A 15,907-nucleotide genomic window follows, 5' to 3' on the forward strand; every position below is an offset into this window, starting at 1 on the left:
CCCCCCCCCCCCCCCCGCCGGCCCCCCCCCCCTCCCCCCCGGGCCCCCCCCCCCCCCGGGGGGGGGGGCCCGCCCCCCCCCGCGACGATCCGCGGCGCGATGATCAAGGACGATGCCGATCTCGCGACGCTGTCGGTGGTCCTGCGCATGCTGCGCAGCCTGCCCGGTCAGCTCGAGATCAGCTGACGCGCTCGGGCCCGGGCGAGTCCTAGGCGAGTCCGGGGATCAGGCCGCCGGGGTGACCGGCACCCGTGCCCACACGCGCTTGCCCGTGCGGGTGCTGCGTACCCCCCAGTCGCTGGAGATCGCCGCGACGATCGCGAGGCCGCGCCCGCCGAAATCCGAGTCGGCAGCGACGCGTTGCTGTGGCAGGTCCGAGCTGGGGTCGTGCACCTCGACGAACACGTGGTCGTCGAACACGTCCCAGTGCACGTCCAGACCGTCGCCGATCTCCCCCGAGGTGTGCAGCACGGCGTTGCCGACGAGCTCGCTGGCAACCAACAGGACGTCACCTATCGCGTCGTCGGGTACCGCGTGACGCGCGAGGTCGTCGGCGATAGCGGCTCGGACGATCGCAGCGCTCGCCGCATCGTGCTTCACCGCCAATGCACCCACGTCCATGGCTCCTCCCCGTTTTCGTCATGGACAGTTGTGCCCGGACGTCATCCAGAGGTAAACAGTGCGCACGTCACTATCCGGGCGTTTGGTACATCGATCGCGCCGCCCGCGGGCGGCGGCGGGACGCTCAGACGCGGGCGTCGAGCACGGCCCGGACCTCGCTGGGCCGGTCGGTGATGACCGTGTCGACGCCGAGGTCGAGCACGAAATCCAGGTCGGCGGGCTCGTTGACGGTCCACACGTACACCGGCAGCCCCCGCGCGTGGGCGCGTTCGACGAACTGCGGGTCGGCGCGCAGCACCTGCAGGCCGGGCCCGGCGATCGGGACGCCGGCCGGCAGGAAGGCTGCGCGGTGCGTGGGCAGCAGGCGCTCCAGCAGCAGGACGGTCGGCACGTCGGGCGCCATCAGCCGGACCCGGCGCAGTGCGGTCGGCGCGAAGCTCATCACCACGACCGGACTGGACATGTCCGCGGGTTCGCGCAGGCTGGCCGGCGGGCCCGAGCGGCCGGCCCAGCCGAAGCGGGCGAGGGTGTCGACGAGCGTCTTCTCCACCAGGCCGCCGTACCGGGTCGGGTGCTTGGTCTCGATCAGCAGCCGGATGTCGCGGCCGGAGTCACGGACCAGCCCGAGCAGCAGGTCGAGGGTCAGCACGCCGCCGCCGTGTTCCACCCGGTCAGCAGCGACGCCGGCGTGGTACGGCGAATCGTCGAGCAGCGCGTCCGCCGACGCCGGCAGGTCGCCGTGCCAGGACGAGAAGTCCAACGCATCCAGGGTGCCGAGATCCAGGTCGCTCACCGCGCCGTGCCCGTCGGACGTGCGGTCGACCCGGCGATCGTGCACGCACACCAGGTGCTCGTCGTGCGTCAACCGGACATCGCACTCCAGGGCGTCGGCGCCCGCGGCAATGGCCGCCTCGTAAGCGGCGAGGGTGTGCTCGGCGACGGTGTCCGAGGCGCCGCGGTGCGCGACGAGCATCGGCCGTGTCGGAGGCTGCCGGGCCGGCCTCACCGGACCGCTCCGGCGTACTGCCAGGGAGAGCACGTCATCACGGTCGCTCGCACGGGTGGCCAATTGGTGATCATCAGGTTATCGCCCGGTGAGCGGTAGTCGGCGTCCGACTCGGTCGCGTGGCCGCTCTGAGCTCAGGCGACGTGCGCCGGGCCGCCGTCCTCGCTGACCATCGGTCGCCGCGCGGCGGCCCAGGCCAGCATGCCGCCGTCGAGATTGCGCGCGTCGTAGCCCTGCTGGCGCAGCCAGGCGGTGACCTGCGCGGACCGTCCGCCGACCTTGCACACCACGACGATCGACGCATCCGGGGTGAGCGGGCCGGGGTCGTGGTTCATCTGCTGGGGCAGCTGCGCCATCGGGACGTGCAGCGCGCCGTCGATGTGCCCGGCCGACCACTCCTGCGGCTCGCGCACGTCGAGCAGCACGACGTCGCGCTCGGCGGGGTCGCCGGCGACCGCGGCGACATCCACGGCGGGCACGTTGTTCGGCTGCACGAAATCGAGCGTAGCTACTTGACCAGCCGCGAGAGCCGCCGGTCGGCGAGCGGGCGGCCTTCGGTCTGACAGGTCGGGCAGTACTGGAAGCTGCGGTCGGCAAAGCTGACCTCGCGCACGGTGTCGCCGCAAACCGGGCAGGGCAGGCCGGTGCGGGCATGCACCTGCATTCCGCTGCGCTTCTCCGACTTCAACGTCGCCGCTTTCTGGCCGACCGACCGTTCGACGGCGTCGTGCAGCGTCGTGTACATCGCCTCGTGCAACCGGGTGACCTCGTCGTCGGTGAGCTTGGCGGCGTTCTTGAACGGCGAGAGGCGCGCCGTGTGCAGGATCTCGTCGGAGTACGCGTTGCCGACACCGGCGAGTACCCGTTGATCGGTCAATGCCCCCTTGAGCTGCGCCCGCTGGCCGGCCAGCAGCCGGGCGAGGTCGTCGCGACTGATGGTCAGCGCGTCCGGTCCGAGCTGGGCGAGCCGCGGTACGTCGAGGGGATCGCGGACGACCCAGACCGCGAGCCGCTTGCGCGTCCCGGCCTCGGTGAGGTCGAACCCGGCGACCGGGCCGTCCTCGAACTCGGGATCCAAAGCCAACCGGAAGGCGATCGGGCCCTTACCGCCCGGGCGCAGCGCAGCGGCCGGCAGTGACTCGCGCCAGTGCAGCCACCCGGCCCGCGACAGGTGCGCGACGACGTGCAGCACCTCCCCTGCGGCTTCGGACGCGACGACGAGGTCGAGGTACTTCCCGTGCCGTGCAGCGTCGACGACGATTGCGCCGGTGAGCGCCGAGAGCGGGGGGTCGAAGGTCTGCACGGTGTTCAGCCCGGCGACGTCGACGCGGCGGATGGTGCGTCCCACCGCGCGCTCACGCAGGTAGGAGGCCAGCGCCTCGATTTCGGGAAGTTCCGGCATGGCCTGCGTCAGGCGAGTTTCTCGAGCGGGAACGTAATGCCGGTGGTGCTGTGGCAGCGGTAGCCGAACGGGTTCTTCGCGAGGTACTGCTGGTGGTAGCCCTCGGCGTAGTAGAACTCCTGCAGCGGGGCGATCTCGGTGGTGACCGCGCCGTAGCCGAGCCCGTCCAGCGTCTCGGCGAACACCGCCTTCGCCCGCTCGGCGATCTCGCGCTGGGACTCGTCGGTGTAGTAGATGCCCGAGCGGTACTGCGTGCCGACGTCGTTGCCCTGCCGCATGCCCTGAGTCGGGTCGTGCACCTCGAAGAACTTGGCGACGATCGTGGCGTAGTCGGTCTCGGCCGGGTCGAAGACCACCAGCACAGCCTCGGTGTGCCCGGTGAGGCCGGAGCAAACCTCTTCGTAGTCCGGGTGCGGAGTGACGCCGCCGACGTAGCCGACCGCCGTCGTCCATACGCCCGGCTGCTGCCAGAAGACCTCCTCGGCGCCCCAGAAGCAGCCGAGGCCGAAGACGGCCTGCTGGTAGCCCTCGGGGAACGGCGCCTTGATCGGCCGGCCGGTGACGTAGTGAGTGTCCGGCACGTCGAACTCGTAATGGTCACGGCCGGCCAGCGCGCGATCCGGGGTGACGAGCTCGGTCTTGTGACGTGAGAACAGCATGTATCCGAGGCTACGCAGGACGTACGCTCGGTGCCATGGACCGAAGGTGTCGCGGGAGCCGCTCGTGACGGCGCGCGGCGGGAGCTGCTGATGACTCAGTGGGGCCTGGACACCATCTTCAACCCCGCCAAGCGGCACATGGACGAGGAGAAGCGCCGCCTGCAGTCCACCCGGGAAGAGGTCGGCGACAACTCCGGCGGTCGGCGCATCGACCTGGAGTCGGGGAAGGTGCGCATCGCGGCGGGCGCTGACGACAGCGACGAGGACAGTGACGCGACGGCTGTCGGGGACGCCGACGAGCAGGACGCGGGGAGCACCACGCGCCGAGGGCCGAAGGTGCAGCGCCACCGCACGGGCGAGCCGACCCCGGCACAGATCCGGGCCGCCGCGCGGCGCGGCCGCAAGCTCGACTGACGCTGCGGGCCGAGGACGCTGCAGGCCGAGACGCTGCGGGCCGAACAGACCGCAGACAGCACAAACCCCCGGTGAGCGGGGGATTCACCGGGGGCCCGTGCTTCGCGTCGACATCGTTCCGGTAAGCGGGGGATTCACCGGGGCGCTGCCGTCGCCATCGTCCGATTCCGGTAAGCGGGGGATTCACCGGCACCGAACGATTGCTTTTGTGTCATCCGCGGCCTCTGCCCGGTGACGAGAACTACGATGACTTAGTCCGGAAATAAAGTCAAGGTGAGTTCTGAACTTTTTTCATGGAATTGTTTAGCTTGGTCCATCTGTCCAGCTAAACCGGACATCTAGGGTATTTTCCTAACGATAACCTAACGTCTGGCGAAGCTACAAGTACCCAGCGTAACCGAGCGCTCTAACACCTAACCCGGAAAATTTTTTTGCGACGCGCCGAGAGGCGCGCAGCCCCCGCTTTTCGGGGGCCGGGAGCTTTCGGCACCTTCTGGGCGAGGTGCCGAAACCGCCCATTCCGCTCACCGTACGTGCCCGGGCGCTGGCTACGGAACGAAGTCGAGGACCTGCGGGTCGTGGTCGCTGACCTGGTCGTGGAACTCCGCGTTAACATGCACGACCTGGTACTGCACCCCACGCACCTTCGGGGTGACCAGGATGTGGTCGAGCACCTGGCTGACCCCGTCATATACGTACGTGTACTGCTGGTCGACCGGCAGCCCGGTGATCAGGTCGGTCAGGATCGCCTTGCCCGAGCCGTCCGCCGTGCCGGTGCGCAGGGCCGCCAGCGCGGGGCTGAACTGGTAGTCGTTCAGGTCGCCGACGACGGCCACCTGCGCGCCCTTGTCGACGGCGAGCAGCTTGGCGACGAAGTCGTGCACGACCTGGGCCTGACCGGCGCGCTGCGTCGCGGATGCCTGCGCCGGGTACTGGTAGCGGCCGTCGGCATTCTGGTCGCCCAGCTTGGCGTCGAAGTGGTTGGCGACGACGAACACGTTCTTGCCGCGGAAGGTGAACTGGCCGACCAGCGGCTTGCGGCTGGAGTTCCACACGGGGTTGGTTGGGTCGATGCGTCCCGGCGAGAGGGTCAGCGCCGGCTGCCCGTGCTTCTTGACCACATCCGTGCCGTTCGTGGACCGGTTCGTCGACGGCGAGCCGGCATCGACGAAGGTGACCAGCGCGGGGTTGTAGAGGAACGCGACGCGGATGTTGCCGCCCGGCTGGCCGCCGTCGGAATCGTTCACCGGATCGATCTCGCGATAGTCGTAGTGCGGGCCGCCGGCCGCGATGATCGCCGAGGTGAGCTGGTTCAGCGTCTGGTCGGCCGCCACGACGCCGTCGTCGGTCGGCCCGTCGTTGTCCTGGATCTCCTCGAGCGCGACGATGTCCGGCGTGGCCAGATTGGTGACGACGCCCTTCGCCAGCGCGTCGAACTTGGTCTGGGGGTCCTTGGGCGACAGGTTCTCCACGTTGTAGGTGGCGATCGACAGCTGCTTCTTGCTCGCGGCCGTGGCCGTCACCGGCGCGAGTCCGTTGTGCTGCACCGTGCCGACCGTGCTCGCGGCGAGGTCGTAACCGCCGTAGAGGGAGTAGTCGAGCGGTCCGACGGTGGCGCCCTGCAGGACGTCACCCACGTCGAGGCCCAGGTTCGGCCCGGTCAGCGGCACGACCTCGAGCCGGCCGGAGGGCGTCTGGTTCTCCCCGAGCAGTTCGGTGCCGCCGCGGTACGTGCGGTCCTGGTTCGGCTTCGTGGTCACGTACTGCTCGCCGTAGGAGTCCGAGGGCCCGACGACGCGGGCGTCGTCGACCTCCACGCGCATGCCCTCGACCGACTCGAAGAAGTCCAGCGCCGAGCGGCTGGGCGTGATCGGCGTGTTCTCGATGTTCTTGCCGCCGAGGTCGGGCGCGTAGGTGTCGGGCACCGTGTCCGGGCCGAGCACGAGCGCCGCCGGCAGCGCGTTGCCGCTGGAGAGCACCGTCTCGGTCGGCTTGCTGATCTCGGTGACGGACAGGTTCGAGGTGGTGCTGGCGGAGTCACCGCTGGCCAGCGGGTAGTAGTCGTCGACCGTGCCGCTGACGAGCACCGAGTCGCCGGGCTGCACCGTCGGCGCGCTCGACGTGTAGACGAACACGCCCTCGCTCGTGGCGGAATTGGTGTCCGGGGTCGGGTCCTGGAACCAGAAGCCCTTACTGCCGGACGTGCGCAAGGCCGTGACGATGCCCGGGACGTTGGTCACCGTGCTGCCGTCCAGCGGCGAGACGAACGAGCTGCCCTGGATGTCGTGGATGCGCGTGCTGCCCGGCGTCGGGGTGCCACCGCCGCCGGTGCTCCCGGCGCCGGAGTTCTGCGGGGTCGGCGTCGCGACCGTGAAGTCCGCGGAGTTGTCGTCGGTGTCGGTGCCCGCCGCGGCCCGCTGCACGGAGGTCGTGTTGGTGGTCGGCGCGGCCGCGGTGCCCTCGTGCACCGCAGCGCCGTTCCAGCCGACGAGGTCGAGGATCGAGGTGTCGTTCGCGCAGTCGGCGGTGGTCTTGCACGTGAGGGGCGTCGTCCCGCGGACCAACGCGACGGTACCGCCGGTCCCGCTGATGTTGATGGTGCCGGTGGCGTCCGGGGTCGGCAGGTCGGCCGTGCCGCCGGTGCCGGCCGCTTCCTGGACGAGGTAGTGGCCGCTGGCCGGGGCGCTGCCGGACAGCGGTGTCGCCTGCCAGCTGGACGACGCGCTCGGTGCAGCCGAGAGGTACTGCACCGAGTAGCCGGACAGGTCCTGCGCCGTCGACTGCACGTTCTGCAGCTCGATGAAGTCGTTCTTCAGCGTCGCGCCGCTGTTGCCGCCCCCGCCGTAGGCCTCGCTGACGACCACCGTGTGCGACGGGGCTGCCTGTGCGGGAGGGGCTACGGCACAGGCGAGTCCGGCTGCCGTGAGGGCGACGGTGCCGGTCGCGACGAGGCCACGGATACGACGCACGATTCCTCCATGTTTCGAGTGATTCGCCCGAAGTATGGCGTGGAAGGATGGCGCGTGGGTGTCCAGCCGGTGACGGCGTGGCGATCAGGTGGAGGCGATCATGGCCTTCGCGACCCGGTGTCGGTATGGCAGTTCCGCAATGGCAGGGTTACGCCATGAATGTGCTGCTCATCGGTCCGCCCGGCTCGGGTAAGGGCACTCAGGGCGATCGTCTTGCCGAACGCCTGAACGTCGCGCACATCGCGGCCGGCGACCTGTTGCGCGACGAGGTCGAGAACGGCACCCCGCTCGGTGAGCGTGTCGGCGAACTCATGCGCAAGGGCGACCTCGTCCCGGACGCGGTGATCATCAGTCTGCTGATGCCGCGCGTGCTGGCGGCCGCCGACCGCAACGGGTACCTGCTCGACGGCTTCCCGCGCTCCGTGGAGCAGGCGGTCGAGGCGCGCAAGCTGGCCGAGATGGCGTCCGCCGGTCCGGACGCGGTGATCTACCTGGACGTGCCGCGCGAGGAGTTGAGTCGCCGCATCCTCGCTCGCGCCGACGTCGAAGGCCGCTCGGACGACAACCCGGAGACGGTCCGCAACCGGCTCAAGGTGTTCGACGAGGCGACGCACCCGCTGGTGGAGTACTACCGCGAACGCGGACTGCTGCACGTCGTCAACGCCGACCAGGACGAAGACGCCGTCACCGCCGAGATCATGAGTGCGCTGGAGTCCGTCGGCTGACCCAGCGCGCGGCGAGCGCTCGCGCTCAGTCCTCGCTGGATCCGGAGTTGTCGGAGCTGGCCTTGTCGTTCTCGGCTTCGCTCTCGCCTTCCATGTCCGGCAGCTTGCGCTTCATCACCTTGCCGGCCGGGTTGCGGGGGATCTCGTCGATGAACTTGATCTCGCGCGGCACCTTGTAGCGGGCGAGGTTGCTCTTGACGTGGTCCTTGAGCTTCTGCTCGTCTAGGTCGGCGCCGTCTGTGGTCACGACATAGGCCCGCAGCCGCTTGCCGTAGTCGTCGTCGTCGACACCGACGACCGCGACTTCCTGCACCCCGTCGTAGCTGCCCAGCAGGTCCTCGACCTCGGCCGGGAAGACGTTCTCGCCGCCGGACACGATCATGTCGTCGTCGCGGCCGTCGACGAACAACCGGCCCTGCTCGTCGAAATGACCCATGTCGCCGGTCGACATCATGCCTTCGACGGTCGTCTTGCTGCCGCCGCCGGTGTAGCCCTCGAACTGCATGGACGAGCCGACGAAGATGCGCCCCGACTCACCCTGCGCGACCTCGTTGTCGTCCTCGTCGAACAGCTTGATCTTCGTGCCCTGCGGAGGGCGGCCCACCGTGCCGGGTGCGTCGCGCATGTCCTGCGGTGTCGCGATCGTGGCGTACGCGACCTCGGTCGAGCCGTACAGGTTGTAGACGATGTCGCCGAAGGTGTCCATCGCTCGTTCGGCGAGGTCGGGCGACAACGCCGACCCGGACAGCGCGATGACGCGCAGCGAGTCGTGGCCGCGCTTCTTCAGTTCGTCCTCTTCCTCCAGCACGCGCGAAAGAAGGATCGGCACGGTGATCAACGCGTCGGCATCGTGCTCGTCGATGGCCTGCAGGGTGAACTTGGCGTCGGTCTTGCGGGCGGTGACGATCGTGTTGCCGAGACCGAGGGAGAGCATGGAACTGAGCAGCCCCCACGCGTGGAACCCGGGCGAGGACAGCACGATCTTGCGCCCCGAGCGCAGCGGAATCTTCGACAGGTAGCCGCCGGGAAGGGCGAGCGAGATCGCCATGTCGCGCGGGGCGCCCTTGGGCGTGCCGGTGGTGCCGCTGGTCAGCAGGATGATCTTCTGCTTCTTGCCGGGGCGTCGCGGGCGGCTGTCCTTCGCGCTCGCCATGAGGTGTTCGACGGTGCCCTCACCGGGCTCGTCGGCGTCGGTCCAGGCCACCCACTTCCCGCCGGACGGGTCGACGGAATCGGCAACCTTGGTGAACTCGTCGTCGTGGATGAGCGCGGTGACGTCCTCGCGGTCGCAGACGTCGGACAGTTGCGGGCCGGCGAAGTCGGTGTTGAGCAACAGCGTTCGCGCGCCCAGCTTCGCGCCCGCGAGGATCGCTTCGAACAGGTAGCGGTGGTTGCGGGCCAGGATGCCCAGGCCGTCCCCGCTCTGGAAGCCCTGGTCGAGCAGTCCGTTGGCGAGCGCGTTGCTGCGCTTGTCGAACTCGTCGAAGGTCACCTCGCCGAGTTCATCGATGATCGCAGCGCGGTTGCCGTAGCTGGCGACGGCGAGGGACACGGCACCGCCGGCCGGGCCGTACTCGGCGACGTCACGCAGCGGCCCGACCAACTTGTGCGGCGGGGTCAGCGCCACGCCCGGCCCGCGCGCCTGCAGCAGGGTGGCCGCGTAGGCGGCTTCCTGACCGGCTCGTTCGACTACCTGACGCGCGAGGGCGAAGATGTCCACCTCGTGTTCCTACCAGCGAGTAGGCACTTCGCCTAGCCGAGATTTCGGGCAGCGACGGCCCGTGCCGGGGCCGGGCGCAACGTGGCAGCGTCGCGTCTCTGCAACGCCGCGCAGCGGCGATGCGCGCGGCCGATCCGCGCACCGGCCAGTAGGCTGGCGCCGCGAATTACGCTGTTGCCGGGCTGTGCGGGTCTGGCCCGGACGCCGCATTGGTATGGATATTGAGACACGTGAACCCGGGAATGCGCCGCCTACCGTCGCCGGCGATGCACCACCGCAGCGGCGGGCAGGTGCCTTCGGAACGCCTGCGGGGCACCCCGTGACGCGCATCGGGCCCGCTCCCGGCCTGCAACGAGCCGGGGCGCGGCTGCCGATCGACGAGTACACCAGCCGGCTGTGGCACCGCCGGTGGTTCATCAACGCGTACGCGAGCGCGTCCAACTCGGTCGGCTACCAGGACAGCTTCCTCGGCCAGGCATGGCAGCTGCTGACGCCACTGCTCAACATCGCGGTCTACTACCTCGTCTTCGGGCTGCTGCTGCAGACCAACCGGGGTGTCCCCAACTTCATCGCGTTCCTGACGGTCGGCGTCTTCGTCTTCGCGTTCTGTACGTCCTCGCTCACGTCGGGCGCCCGGGCCATCACCAGCAACCTCGGGCTGGTGCGGGCACTGCAGTTCCCGCGCGCCGTCCTGCCGTTGTCTACCACCCTGGTCGCACTGCTGCAGCTGCTCTACTCGCTGGTGGTGATGATCCCCATTCTTCTCGTCAGCGGGGAGCCGATCACCTGGCACTGGCTGGAGCTGATACCGGCGATCGCGCTGCAGTCGATGTTCTGCCTCGGGCTCGGGTTCGTCGCGGCGCGCCTGGGGGCCAAGATCCCCGATACGGCCCAGGTCCTGCCGTTCGTCGCGCGGATGTGGATGTACGCCTCGGGCGTGATGTACAGCGTTGCGGTGTTCACCCAGAACTCGCCGAAGTGGGTCGGCACGGCGCTCAACGTCAACCCCGGGACCGTGTACCTCAAGCTGGCCCGCAGCGCGCTGCTGACCGGCAACCCCGCGACGCCGACCGACTGGCTCCTGGGATTCGCGTGGGGGGTCGGACTGCTCGCGACGAGCTACCTGTACTTCTGGCGCGGAGAGGAGGAGTACGGCAATGTCTGACCCCGCACGGGCCGAGCGCATCCACGAGCTGGCGGCAAGTGTCGCACTCGAGCCCACGGCCGAACCCGCCGAGCAGACCGTCGTCGTCGACGACGTGCACCTCGTCTACCGGGTCGTCGGCAAGGGCAAGAAGGGCGGCGGCCCGGCGGCAGCGCGGCGGCTGCTGCTGCGCGAACCGCAGCCGGGGCAACGCTCCATCCATGCGGTCCGCGGCGTCAGCTTCGCGGCCTATCGCGGCGAGGCGATCGGTCTGATCGGACCGAACGGCTCGGGCAAGTCCACGCTGTTGCGTGCCATCGCCGGGCTCATGGCGCCGTCCCACGGAGCGGTCTGGACCCGCGGCCAGGCGTCCTTGCTCGGCGTCTCGGCGGCCATGATGGCGGGGATGTCCGGCGACCAGAACATCGTGCTCGGCTGCCTGGCCATCGGCATGACGCCGGACGAGATCATCGAGGAGTATGACGCCATCACCGAGTTCGCCGGCATCGGCGAGTTCGTGCACATGCCGATGAGTACCTATTCCTCGGGCATGGGTGCGCGGCTCCGGTTCGCCATCGCCGCCGCCCGCGCCCCCGAGATCCTGCTCATCGACGAGGCGCTGGCGACGGGTGACGCCAGCTTCCGGCGGCGCAGCGAGAAGCGCATTCTCGAACTGCGCGAGCAGGCCGGCACGGTGTTCCTCGTGAGTCACGGACTCGGCATCATCCGTGAGACCTGTACTCGCGCGATCTGGCTCGAGAAGGGCCGCATAATCCTCGACGGCGACGCCGACACTGTCGTCGACGCCTACGAGAACCGTCACGACCGAGGTCGCCCCCACGCGCCCGGCCCCTACGCGAAGTCCGGAGAACAGAGTGTCCACGCCGAGCCCAGTTCTTTCTAGGCCGACGGTCCCGGGCGGCTTCCCCAAGCTCGCCACCGGCGGGTCGATGCTGCGCCGTCTGACCCGCCGCAGCACCGCGCTCAAGCGGTGGGGCGCCCGCCTGCTGATCGCGCTGATCGCGCTACTCGTCGTGGCGGTGCTGCTCCGTGTCCTCATCGCGATCGCGACGAATTACATGTGGTTCGACTCCGTGCGGGCCGGTTCGGTCTACACCACGACCATCGAGGCCAAGGTGGTGTTGTTCGTCGTCTTCGGCGTGATCGGCGCGGCGATCGGCGCCGCGACGCTCATCGCACTGCGCCGGGTCCGTCCCGGCCTGGAGTTCTCCGCCGATCTGGACACCTTCCGCTGGACGTTCCGCCGCTACGAACGTCATTACGGCAGGCTGCTCGTCGCCCTCGCCGCGATCGTGCCCGGCATCCTCGTCGGCCAGCGCGCCGCCGCAGGGTGGCAGACCTATCTGTTGTGGGCGCACAGTGCGCCCTTCCACACGACGGACCCGACGTTCCACAAGGACAGTGCGTTCTTCGTCGAGGTCTATCCGTTCCATCAGATGGTGATCGGGCTCCTGCTCCAGGCCGTGGGCTACAGCCTGTTGATCGCGCTGATCGCCGGTTACTGGTACGGAACCTGGCGGCTGCGTCGCGGGCGGCAGAAGGTCACCGCAGGCATGGTGCGGCTGATGTCGGTGTTGACGGCCGGGTACCTGGTACTCAAGGCCTTCGGCTACTGGGAGTCGCGGTACTCGATCACCACGTCGGCTCGCGGGCCGGTGACCGGCGCGGGCTACACGGACGTCAACGCGACGCTGCCTGCGGCCTACGTGCTGATGTCGTTGGCGATCCTCGGTGCGGCGGCGTTGATCGTGAACGCCGTCGCTGTCGGCCGCGGTCGCCGGATGCTCGGACATGTCCGCGGCTACGTCAGCGTCGTCGCCCTCTTCGTGGTCGTCGCGCTGCTGGCCGGCAGCGCGTGGCCGGGATTGCTCTTCCATTTCCGCGAGGCACCGAGCGCGTCGAAGCTGGACCTGCCGGAGATCAAACACAACCAGCAGGCCACCCGCGCCGCCTTCGGTCTCGACGGCGATGTCACGACCGTCGGCTACAACTCCAACTCCTCGAACACCGGCGACAGCACGCAGATCACGCAGCTGGCCGGTACGACGGCGCAGACGCCGGTGATCGACCCGAACCAGATCTCGCCGACGTTCAACGTCGAGCAGCAGCTGCAGGCCTACTACGGATTCAAGTCCACCCTGGACGTCAGCCACTACACCGTCGCGGGCAAGTCGCAGGACGTCGTGCTGGGGGCGCGCGAACTACGCGCCGGCGGCATCCCCGGCAACAGCTGGGTGAAGACACATCTCGTGTACACGCACGGCTACGGCATCGTCGCCGCACCGACGACCCAGGTGGACCCCAGCACGCAGAGCCCGGTGTTCCTCGACGGCGGCATGCCACCGGCGCGCCAGATCCCGGTTTCGCGTCCGCAGATCTACTTCGGCCAGGCTTCCGGAAGCTCGTACGCGATCGTCGGCCAGCCGGCCGGCAGCAAGCAGAAGCTCGAGTTCGACCACCCGGCGGGCAGCGGCTCGAGCAAGTCCGCGCACACGACATACACCGGGCACGGCGGCATCCCGATCGGCTCGGGCTTCCGTCGACTGCTGTTCGCCGTCCAAATGCACAACGCGAACATCCTGTTCAGCTCGGAGCTCAACAGCGCGTCCCAGTTGCTGACCGTTCGCAATCCCGCGGCCCGGGTCGCGAAGGTGGCGCCATGGCTGACCCTCGACGGTGACGTCTATCCCGCGGTGGTCGACGGCAAGATCAAGTGGATTGTGGACGGCTACACGACATCGAACAGTTATCCCGACTCGCAACAGATCAACCTGCACTCGGCGACCAACACCACGCTCGTCGCCAACGGCGCGTCCAAGGCGCAACCGAACACCAAGGTCAACTACCTGCACAACTCGGTGAAGGCCGTCGTCGACGCCTACACAGGCCGCGTGTCCCTCTACGAGTGGAACCAGCAACAGCACCCGGACGCCCTGCTGCACGCCTGGGAGTCGGCGTTCCCGAAGCTCGTGCAGCCGCAGTCGCACATCCCGTCCGCGTTGCTCTCGCAGATGCGGTACCCGACGGATCTGTTCAACGTGCAGCGTTCCCTGCTGGCCCGCTACCACGTGACCCAGCCGGGCAACTTCTACAGCGGCAACGACTTCTGGTCGGTGCCCACGGATCCCACGACCACGGCTACGAACTCGATCAACGCCACGTCCGGGGGGTCGGCGAGCGCGCCGCTGCCCTCGCGCTACATCTCGATGTCCGCGGACGGGTACGGAGCGCAGCGCTATTCGCTGTCCAGTCCGATGGTGACGCTCAACGGCCACCAACTCGCGGCGTTCGTCTCCGTCGATTCCGAACCCGGACCCGACTACGGCAAGTTCACCGTGCTGCGGTTCCCGGCCGGGGCCGGCGGAGAGGCACCTTCGCAGGTGCAGAACGACATCGAGTCGAACACCGCGATCACCGAGGCGCTGACACTGCAGCGTGGCGGTAACTCGAAGGTCGTGCTCGGCGCTCTCGCAGCGGTTCCGCTGGCCGGTCGCATCCTCTATGTCGAGCCGGTGTACACGAAGTCCAGCGGCAGCGCGTCGTTCCCCATCCTGCGACACGTGATCGCGTTGTACGGAAACGGGGATCCGTCCTTCCAGAACACGCTGAACGCGGCACTGGCCCAGGCCATCCGGTCGGCGTCCGGGCGGAACTGATGCGCGCCGCTTCGTCGTGCGGACTGTCGGTCAGCGGGGCGCGGCGCGTTCGAGCCATGCGACCAGATCCGCGGTGACCTCCTCGCGGTTGGTCTCGTTGAGGATCTCGTGCCGCGCGTGGGCGTAATAGGCCTCACTGAAGTCTTCGATGCCGGCGGCGCGTAGGCGGTCGGCGAGTTCGCGCACGGCTGTCGCGCCGTTGGAAACCGGGTCACGCCCGCCGGACGCGAGCAACACGGGCAGCGTCGACGGCAGCGCGTCGAGGTCGGCAATGCCGTCGAGCAGGCACTGCACCATCTGCGCCATGTAGCCGTAGGTGAGCAGATGATTCGTGCCGCAGTACGGGTCGGTGAGGTACTTGTCCACCTCCGCGTCGTCGCGCGACAGCCAGTCGAAGGGTGTTCGAGCTGGTTCGAAGGGTTCGTTGAACGGACCCAGGGCGTCCATCGGCTGGTCGGCCATGCCCGCGTCGACGGCCTGCTGCAGATCGGCGCGCATCTGCTCGGCGCCGGCCATGACACCGAGTGAGCCGGACAGGGCAAGCGCGGCAATCGTCTGCGGGTGCTGTTCGGCATAACGCAACGCAATGATCGAGCCCATCGAGTGGCCGAACAGCAGCACGGGCGTAGCGGTCTCGGCCGCGACATCGACCAGCTGGCGCACGTCGGCCACGATGCCGTCGAAGCCGTGCGCTCCCGCGAGACCCACTCCGGTGCTTTCCGACGTGCGGCCATGACCGCGATGGTCCGGGGCGAACACCGCGAAGCCTGCTGCGGTCAGCGCGCCCGCGAATCGGCTGTAGCGGCCCGAGTGCTCGGACGCGCCGTGCGCCACCACCACCGAAGCGCGAGGTGGCCCGTCGGGAGCCCAGTGGCGGTAGAAGATCTCGACGCCGTCGCTGTCGACGAATGTTGCCGTATCGGTCATGCGGAACTCCTCGGTGGCTTGAGGCGAGCGTTCCACAAGCTTGGCTGGGCCACGAGAGTTGATCAATTGGCCGCGGGCGGTATCGGGTTGCGGTTGCGTTCGGTTTGGTTTGTTGAACAGCGCAGCGACGAGGAGTTGACTGGCTGGCCTGTTGCCGCCTTCGGGTGGCGGTCACGCTTCGCTCACGTGGCTCTACCCCCCGTGTTTGTTGGGGTAGAGGGTTGTCAACGTGCCGTCAACCCGGTAGAATCGAATACATGAGCGATACGCTGGTGGCAGGGCACGCGCTGGGCCTGCTCGCCGCTGCGCACACGCTGCTGGACGACCTATTGACCGTTGATAGGACTGGCGACACCGACGACGAGGTGCTCGCGGTGCTGCGCGAAACCGAGCGGCTGCGCCGGCGCCTGGACGCGGTCGATTACCGGGGGATTCACGAGGCTGAGCGGCGCGGACTGCCGCATGCGCACGGCTGCAAGACCACGGGGCGGCTGTTGGAGCAGATGCTGCGGGTGAATTCCACCACCGCCCATGACCGGGTCAAGGCTGCCGCGGCGGCTGGTCCGCGTACCGGGTTGACCGGCGAAGCGCTGGGCCCGGTATTCCCCCACGTCGCCGCCGGGCAAGCCCAGGGTGTTGTCAG

14 protein-coding genes are annotated in these 15,907 nt (G+C 68.8%); 6 read left to right on the top strand and 8 right to left on the bottom strand.

The features are described from left to right. Positions 1-225: 225 nt before the first annotated feature. The 5 genes from ACFFCN_RS09830 to msrA form a co-directional block, all read right to left on the bottom strand. Entirely contained in the window at positions 226-621 is a 396-nt protein-coding gene (locus tag ACFFCN_RS09830; RefSeq protein WP_375491140.1) for an ATP-binding protein, read from the bottom strand. A 124-nt stretch (positions 622-745) separates the two neighbouring features. After that, positions 746-1,594, bottom strand: a complete 849-nt coding sequence (locus ACFFCN_RS09835; protein WP_375491142.1) for a glycerophosphodiester phosphodiesterase — start codon at positions 1,592-1,594, stop codon at positions 746-748. A 167-nt stretch (positions 1,595-1,761) separates the two neighbouring features. Further along, positions 1,762-2,121 (bottom strand): rhodanese-like domain-containing protein, encoded by a 360-nt coding sequence (locus ACFFCN_RS09840; protein ID WP_375491144.1) that lies wholly within the window; start codon positions 2,119-2,121, stop codon positions 1,762-1,764. A 14-nt stretch (positions 2,122-2,135) separates the two neighbouring features. Then, complete coding sequence (locus tag ACFFCN_RS09845) at positions 2,136-3,029, bottom strand: Fpg/Nei family DNA glycosylase (protein ID WP_375491146.1); 894 nt, start codon at positions 3,027-3,029, stop codon at positions 2,136-2,138. 8 nt (positions 3,030-3,037) lie between these two features. Beyond that, positions 3,038-3,688, bottom strand: a complete 651-nt coding sequence (msrA, locus tag ACFFCN_RS09850) for a peptide-methionine (S)-S-oxide reductase MsrA (protein ID WP_375491148.1) — start codon at positions 3,686-3,688, stop codon at positions 3,038-3,040. A 90-nt stretch (positions 3,689-3,778) separates the two neighbouring features. Here msrA and ACFFCN_RS09855 point away from each other — a divergent pair, with 90 nt between their 5' ends. Then, positions 3,779-4,102, top strand: coding sequence for a DUF6191 domain-containing protein (locus tag ACFFCN_RS09855; protein WP_375491150.1), 324 nt, complete (start codon positions 3,779-3,781; stop codon positions 4,100-4,102). Positions 4,103-4,650: 548 nt separating this feature from the next. Here the strand turns inward: ACFFCN_RS09855 and ACFFCN_RS09860 are convergent. Further along, the gene (locus ACFFCN_RS09860) at positions 4,651-7,071 is read right to left on the bottom strand and encodes an endonuclease/exonuclease/phosphatase family protein (protein ID WP_375491152.1); all 2,421 of its coding nucleotides are present in this window, start codon (positions 7,069-7,071) and stop codon (positions 4,651-4,653) included. Between the two features lie 125 nt (positions 7,072-7,196). Between ACFFCN_RS09860 and ACFFCN_RS09865 the strand changes: the two genes are divergently transcribed. Next, positions 7,197-7,796 carry an adenylate kinase gene (locus ACFFCN_RS09865; protein ID WP_375491154.1) on the top strand — a complete coding sequence of 200 codons (600 nt, stop codon included), beginning with the start codon at positions 7,197-7,199 and terminating at the stop codon, positions 7,794-7,796. Positions 7,797-7,821: 25 nt separating this feature from the next. Here the strand turns inward: ACFFCN_RS09865 and ACFFCN_RS09870 are convergent, their stop codons facing one another. Then, positions 7,822-9,516, bottom strand: a complete 1,695-nt coding sequence (locus tag ACFFCN_RS09870) for an AMP-binding protein (protein WP_375491156.1) — start codon at positions 9,514-9,516, stop codon at positions 7,822-7,824. 319 nt (positions 9,517-9,835) lie between these two features. On the opposite strand from ACFFCN_RS09870, the gene ACFFCN_RS09875 reads away from it, so the two are divergent. Genes ACFFCN_RS09875 through ACFFCN_RS09885 form a run of 3 tightly spaced genes read left to right on the top strand, consistent with a single transcriptional unit; the run spans position 9,836 to position 14,337 of the window. Beyond that, positions 9,836-10,681 (top strand): ABC transporter permease, encoded by an 846-nt coding sequence (locus tag ACFFCN_RS09875; protein ID WP_375491158.1) that lies wholly within the window; start codon positions 9,836-9,838, stop codon positions 10,679-10,681. Beyond that, positions 10,674-11,564, top strand: coding sequence for an ABC transporter ATP-binding protein (locus ACFFCN_RS09880; RefSeq protein ID WP_375491160.1), 891 nt, complete (start codon positions 10,674-10,676; stop codon positions 11,562-11,564). The genes ACFFCN_RS09875 and ACFFCN_RS09880 overlap by 8 nt, the downstream gene beginning before the upstream one ends. Then, entirely contained in the window at positions 11,536-14,337 is a 2,802-nt protein-coding gene (locus ACFFCN_RS09885) for a UPF0182 family protein (RefSeq protein ID WP_375491162.1), read from the top strand. The genes ACFFCN_RS09880 and ACFFCN_RS09885 overlap by 29 nt, the downstream gene beginning before the upstream one ends. A 30-nt stretch (positions 14,338-14,367) precedes the next feature. On the opposite strand, the gene ACFFCN_RS09890 is transcribed toward ACFFCN_RS09885, so the two are convergent. Then, positions 14,368-15,264 carry an alpha/beta fold hydrolase gene (locus tag ACFFCN_RS09890; RefSeq protein WP_375491164.1) on the bottom strand — a complete coding sequence of 299 codons (897 nt, stop codon included), beginning with the start codon at positions 15,262-15,264 and terminating at the stop codon, positions 14,368-14,370. A 257-nt stretch (positions 15,265-15,521) separates the two neighbouring features. Between ACFFCN_RS09890 and ACFFCN_RS09895 the strand changes: the two genes are divergently transcribed. Beyond that, positions 15,522-15,907, top strand: a 386-nt coding sequence (locus tag ACFFCN_RS09895) for a DUF222 domain-containing protein (protein WP_375491166.1), incomplete at its 3' end; no start/stop codon positions are given.

It is taken from the genome of uncultured Jatrophihabitans sp., from assembly GCF_964246335.1.
In the GTDB taxonomy this organism is placed as follows: Bacteria; Actinomycetota; Actinomycetes; order Mycobacteriales; family Jatrophihabitantaceae; genus Jatrophihabitans.